This is a genomic window from uncultured Methanobrevibacter sp. (genome assembly GCF_947170395.1).
Taxonomy (GTDB): domain Archaea; phylum Methanobacteriota; class Methanobacteria; order Methanobacteriales; family Methanobacteriaceae; genus Methanocatella.
In genome coordinates this window covers 1-7,096 of the sequence record NZ_CAMVTE010000053.1, presented here as the reverse complement: position 1 = coordinate 7,096, position 7,096 = coordinate 1, and the positions used below count along the sequence as shown (strand labels likewise).

The window sequence follows — 7,096 nt, the reverse complement described above, 5'->3', positions numbered from 1 at the left end:
TTCAAATGCTTCAACGATAATTTTTTCATCTTCAGTTGTTGGAGCAACATAATCCGCATGTAAACTAGTGAGATCCACATCAGGTAAAGCACGTTTGTCAACTTTACCATTGACATTCAAAGGAATTTCATCTAATTTTACCACATATGAAGGAGCCATATACTCGGGTTTATGTTTAATTACATGTTCACGAACGCAATCAACCAAATCAGAACCTTCAAAACGTTCAGATAACACAATATATGCAACCAGTTCATTATTTCCATTATTTTCAATTATCTGAACTGTGACATCTTCAACATTTTCCATGCTCCTTATTGATGATTCAACCTCTGTGAGTTCCACACGGTTTCCCCTTACTTTAACTTGGCCGTCACGACGGCCAACAATTCCCAAAGTGCCATCCGGCAAGAATCTTACCATATCTCCAGTTTTATAAATGCGTTCATAGCCTTTCTTATCATCAAATGGGTTGTCAAAGAATGCGTTATCATTTTCTTCGTTGCGATTTAGATAACCTGGAGTTAATTGGCTACCTGCTAGATATAATTCTCCTACTGCGCCTAAAGGCACACGGCGAAGCTCTTTATCCAATACATATCCTTTTACATTGCTTATGAATCTGCCTATGCTTGAGTGATGCATACGTTTGTTTGCGAATATGCTTGTTGATATTGCCAGGTTTTCTGAAGGACCATAGGATTCAAATGGACCGATGGAATCCGGTGCATTCAACTCACCAAGCTTCATTCCACCAAAACATAAAAGTTTGATTGTGGTTTCCATGCCGCTTTCAGCAAATAGCTTACCTACCTGGCTTGTAATGTAGGTATGAGTACATCCATGTTCAACAAAATAATCATTCAATGCTTTCAAATCAAGTCTGATGTCTTCTGGAACTACATACAATGAACCTCCAGAAAAGACCGGAGAATATAATGCGGCCGTATGTATATCAAACACATATGAACAGTGCATGCCATAAACATCACTGGAAATGAAGTTGGTTTCATCAACATACCATGACACAAAGTTATTTATTGCCTTTCTAGTAACCAAAACACCTTTAGGAACACCAGTAGTACCACTAGTATATAAAACGCAAGCAATGTCTTCTTCATCAACTTCAACACTATTCAAATGCTTTGAAGCTGAAATGTCTCCAGAAATGATGTTTGAAACATTAAGTACATCAATATCCAAATCATTCTTAGCAATGATGCTTTTCATGTGCTGTTCGGTATTCCTGTCAACAAGGACAGCTTTGGATTTAGTGTCTTCAAGCATGAAAATAACTCTTTCATCGGGATAGCTTGTATCAATAGGCACATAAATTCCTCCCATTGATAAAACACCCATGCTTGCAAGCAAAAACCATTCACTGCGATTTACAAATAATGCAACATAATCCTGTTTTACAACACCCCTCTCACATAATTTATTGGCAACCTCATTTGCAATGAATGCACCCTGCCCATGAGTATAACTAGTGTCCTCATAACCCACCAACACATTATCTCCATATTCAGATAAATTATCATTAAATGCATCCAAAATATCATCATAAGCCAGTTTATGTTTGGTTTGATTATAACTGTCTAAAAGCTCAATATCACTATTGGATATGTAATCAATTTCCTTTAATTCGCCAACTCTAATCATTTCATTTAAAATTAACTTATAAGATTGGGTAAAGTGCTCAATGAAATTTTTAGAGTATATTGAAGAGTATAAAATTCTAATCGTTAGCCTATTCTCACCATTGTTAAATATATAGAAAGACAAATCCGCATTCAGGTCATGTTCCAACTCATCAACACTATATTTCAAATTTTCTTTATTGATTACGTCGCTAAAAAGATTATGTGAATATTGGAATAGGATATTTGAGTTCAAATCATAATCACTAGCTAAAATACGGAATGGATACAGATCATACTTCATGACGGAGTTAATTAAATTAGAGGAATATTTGAGATATGAATTAATATCCTGATTTTTGCAGTCCATCAGGACAGGCAATGTTTTAACAAACATTCCAACAGACTTTGATAAATCAATATGGCCTCTGCCGTCCTCTATGATATTGAAGAGAACTTTGTCAGAACCAGTGAATCTTGATAATGCATATGCAAAAACGCTTGTGAAGAATTGGTTATATGTTATGGAATGATTTTGTAAAAATGAACTTAAATATTCCATATCCATATCAAAAGTATCAATAAGTTCAAATTCCTCATCAGTACCGTTCAAAGATGGTAACAAGCCATATACTTCATTATTATCTGCCAGCATATCATCAAAGAATTCACGGGCATTATCCATATAATCGGAATCGATGATTTCTTCAAATGCGATTTGCCTTAACGCTCCTTTATCAATAAAATCAGAATCTTCATTATCTAAAATAGAAGCTAATTTATTTAATAGGATATTCAGTGATGTGCCATCAAAAATCAAATGATGAAAATCAGCGCATATAATAATTGATGTGCCATCATCTGCAACTAAAAATCGGGACAAGCATTTTTCAAATTCAAATTTTCTGACAAAAGAGTGCATGTCATTTAAAGACCCTTCAATAATTTCCGGTTCAGCATCAAAAGCAAACGATAAAACTCCCCCATCATTTAAAACGCGAGCTTTCAAAATTGGAAACGCTTCAAACAATTTTATTAAAGCATCTTTTATTTCACCAGCAGAATAATTGTCCTTGAAGTCTATCTTAAATGGATTGTTGTATGCAGTGCCCATGTCATTGACGCTTTCATCAAGATAAACATTTAATTGAGATTCGGATAACGGGCAATGTTCATCAAAAGTGTATTTTTCCTCATCAACTGTTGAACGGACATTTAAATTAAATCTAATGTGATTTGCAATTTCCTGTGGTGTGGAAAGGCCTATCAATTCATTTGAAGATAAGCTGACATCCAATCTTTCATTCAGCAACAACTGCAGTTTCATTGCAGATAGTGAATTTCCTCCCAATGAAACAAAATCATCGTCAATTAAAACAACATCTTGATTTAAAACCTCTTTGAATGCATCAACGACACAAGAAATAACTTCATCAGTTATTTCAATATTTTCATTGTTTGTAACAACTCTCAATGATGATTTATCGATTTTTCCATTAGTATTTAAAGGAATCTTTTCCAATTCAATGAAAACAGATGGAATCATATAATAAGGCAATTCAGTTTTTAAGGCATCTTTAACTTCATTGATATCCAAATCATCAATGGTTGTGTAATAAGCTATTAGGTTATCATTATCAACATCCAGATAAATGTTTGAAATCTCTTCAAAGCTCTTCATGATGGTTAAAATTTCATCGGATTCAATACGAAATCCCCTAACCGATAATTGATCATCTTCACGTCCAATAATTTCGATTTCACCATCAAAATTATAAAATCCAATGTCTCCTGTGCGATACATTCTCTTATTAATCTCACTGTCACAGTATGGATTGTCCACATAAACTTTCGAGGTTGATTGGGGATTGTTGTAGTATCCTTGAGTGATGGCCGGACTGGAAATGCATATTTCGCCAGGAACTCCAATGGGCATCTGATTTCCATTTTCATCCAAAATGTAAGTCCATGTATTTGCAATAGGTCTGCCTACAGGCACTCGATCATCTTCAATATCATTTAAATCATAAATTTTGGTGATTGCAAAGATAACTTCTGTTGTACCATAAAAATTAACCAATTTGGTGTGCCTATCTTTTTCACTTAATTCATTTAATTTTGCACCTGCTAAAATTAAATAATCAAGTTTCAAATCTTCATTTTCGAAAATAGGAATGCCCAAAGTTGGCGGTAAGATTAAACTATTTATATGAGTTTCCTTGAGAGCTTTAGTTAATAATAAGCTATTCTTTTGTTCATTTTCGTTGAATAACCTGATGCATCCTCCCCAGAACATGGAAGCATTAATCAGGAATGATGCTACAAAGCTGAAACTGGCATATAATCCGATAACATCCCCTGGGGAGACGTTGAACATGTCCCCATATGCAGCATAGAACCACGGGAACTGTCTATTGTGAAACATTACGCCTTTTGGAATGCCAGTTGTACCTGAAGTAAATAGGATTGCAAATAAATCATCAATTTTACTGATTATTTCCACGTCCACATCTTTATTACGATTTAAATCTTCAATGGAGATGATATTTACATTCAAATCCAAACTTTCTGCAATGGTCCCCTTTGTGATGAGATGTTCTGTTTCAGAGATATTTAACATATGTTCAATACGATTAACAGGGAATAACAAATCAATCGGGACATAAGCAGCACCAATTTTATTCAATGCCAATACCAATTCCGGAAAATGATAATCCCGAGGAAGCATTAACGCTACACGGCTTCCAGGTCCGATATTATGGTTTTCATATAAATCGTTAGCTATGGAATTGCTTGATTTTTCCAGCTCCCCATATGAAACTTGATTGATTCCGTCATCAACTGCAATAGCATCAGGATTGGCGAGTGCATGTTCACGAAATGCTTCAGAAAACAGCTTGTCCTTTTCAACTTCAATGGTTTTTCCGCTGCAATAATCAGAAAGCAACGCTTTTTCTTCATCAGAAAGAATATCAACACTGCTTATTGCCTGATCAGGTGAACTTAAGACATTATTAATTAGGCATTCAATATTTCTCGCCATATGTTCCGCATAGACATCTGAAAACAATTCTGAATTATAAACAAGTTCCAAGGAATTTCCATAGATATTCAATGTTAATGCAGAATATTCTCCAGCATAAACTCTTATATTCTCATCAAAATCATTGAAATCATAAATTGAATAAAAGGATGCATTTTCATCCAAATAATTTTCAACATCAACTGCAGCATGATTCAAAGCGTTTTCAAACTCGGAACGAAATCCATTTAACAAAACACTGAAAGAATCATCATTATTGACATCGATTTTCAGCAATGTACTTTTATCAAATACTTCCGAATCGGTTTTTTTACCTGGAATGATGGTTTTTAATAAACTGCCACCAATTCTATTTATGCGTGAGAGATATAATGAGAAGGCACATCCATAAAAATCAAATAAAGAGCAATCATGATTCTCAATGAATGTAGAAACAGAATCATTATCAACATTGATTATTTGGCTATTACAAGCATTATTTTTTAGATTATAAAAATTGACGTAACTGCTTGAATTAGTGATATGTTTTGTCCAATACTGAGAATCCTTTTTGAAATTAGGGGAATCCAAATAGTCTTTTACACCACTATAATAAATTTCCAAATCCCTTTTTGGATATGATTTATTCAAATCAACAAATAATGCATGAAAATCATTTATTGAGGAATAATCAAATATTAATGAACTGATATTAGCTAAAATTTTTAATCCTTTATTGTTTTTTAAAACTAAAAACTTGTAAAGGGGAACGTTAATAATATAATCAAAGTTGAATCTAAAAAATGAATCGATAATTTTATCAATTTCATCCATTTCCAAATTTGAAACATCTCTAACCTGGTAATTAATATCCTCATCGATTAGATTTGCGTTAAAATTTTCATCAAACTGCCAATTTAGGGCATTTCTGACATTGCTGAAAATGTATTCAATTATTGAATAATCATAATTATCAAAATCTAATAAAAATTTAACTTCATAATGATTCAAATGAAACTCCCCAATATTAAACTAATTGAACTTTAAACAAAATCACGAACAACATGACTTACTTTAATATATAATTTATCAATTCAACAATTTAAATTAATCTTTTGTTGAGTATCAATATAACTTGGTTCGGAAACTTCCTTAACAGTTTCGCCATCTTTAACCTCACCAATCAGCAATGGTGAATCAGGATTATGCAACTTTTGGTTCCTTTTGACTAACTTCATGTTGGAGTTGGCATAACACAATTTAAATTATCTACTACTTTTTAGTTAATTTGTTTCATAGTTTACGAACAAAAAGTTAGATCGGATTGGATGATTTCTCAAGAATAAGCAGGCTTACTTGCTTTGTAACAATAACTTGTATCGACTTTTGAAAAATCCATTTAATAAACAACATTTTGGAAAAAGTAACAAGTAGGATCTTTTGGAATCAAATCTTTCAAGTCCAAAGGAATTAATAATTGCTGGCCAATTTTATCCTCTCTCAAAACTATAAAAAACACAACTAAAAAGTTGATTAACTCTAATAATAGATTATACTTCCCAATATATAAAATTAAAGGATAATAAAATAAGAAAAAATTTTAAACACAAAAATTATGAGTCATCATCTAGTTTAAAAAAAAAGAAAATAAAAAGCATTTATTCGGGAAAAATGCTTTTTGGAGGTTTTTCCAAATCAGTAACATATTTGTTTTCAAGGTTTTCAGGACCTAATGGAGTGTGTGTTGACAGATATACTGTTGGATTATCCTTAATGAATTCACGTATATTGTCCATTGTTTCTCTTGCCTTTTCGATATCCTCAAAAACAACAGATAGCTTATTTGCATACAGAGCTTCATCAGTATATGTAACATCACCATGAATCATGTAATACAAATCGTCATTTTCAACAATGACTATACTGTTGCCTGAAGTGTGTCCTATCGCTTCGATTATGTAAATGTTATCTGCGATTTTTTCAGCTTTTGGGAAGTTTTTGTAAGTATCATTGAATTCAACAGAAACAATATTGTCCCCTTCCAATTCCAATGCTTCAGCTTCGGTTTTTGAAAGGTATACATTTGCATTTGGGAATTTTGCAATTTCACCTGAATGGTCAGGATGCTTATGGGTGATAATGATTTTGGTTACATCATCAACATCATATCCCAATTTTTCAAATGCAGTTAAATAATCTGATATTTTTACACCATTATAAATCATCAGGCTTTCATCAAATTCCTGTTCAGGCATTTCCTCAGGAATACCTGTGTCAACAAGAATCACTTCATCTCCAGTGTCGATTAAGTAATTTTGAATGCTTGCACGATATTTGATGTCTTCATCAAATGCATCCATTCCATCTTCTCCGCCAAAAGCAAATGTTTGTTTCATGAATCCATTTTCAAAAGTTTTTACTGGTTTAATTTCCA

The 7,096-nt window shown here is 32.9% G+C and carries 3 protein-coding genes; all 3 read right to left on the bottom strand.

The features are described from left to right. Positions 1 to 5,673: AMP-binding protein (locus tag Q0W04_RS10170; protein ID WP_298502897.1), on the bottom strand; the 5,673-nt coding region annotated here is incomplete at its 3' end. Positions 5,674 to 5,756: 83 nt separating this feature from the next. Next, complete coding sequence (locus tag Q0W04_RS10165) at positions 5,757 to 5,900, bottom strand: hypothetical protein (protein WP_298502894.1); 144 nt, start codon at positions 5,898 to 5,900, stop codon at positions 5,757 to 5,759. A 420-nt stretch (positions 5,901 to 6,320) separates the two neighbouring features. Further along, positions 6,321 to 7,096, bottom strand: a 776-nt coding sequence (locus Q0W04_RS10160; protein ID WP_298502892.1) for an MBL fold metallo-hydrolase, incomplete at its 5' end; no start/stop codon positions are given.

Excerpts from the sequence above, each read along its gene's own strand:
- Q0W04_RS10165 (WP_298502894.1), bottom strand. The coding sequence starts at position 5,900 with ATGAAGTTAGTCAAAAGGAACCAAAAGTTGCATAATCCTGATTCACCA.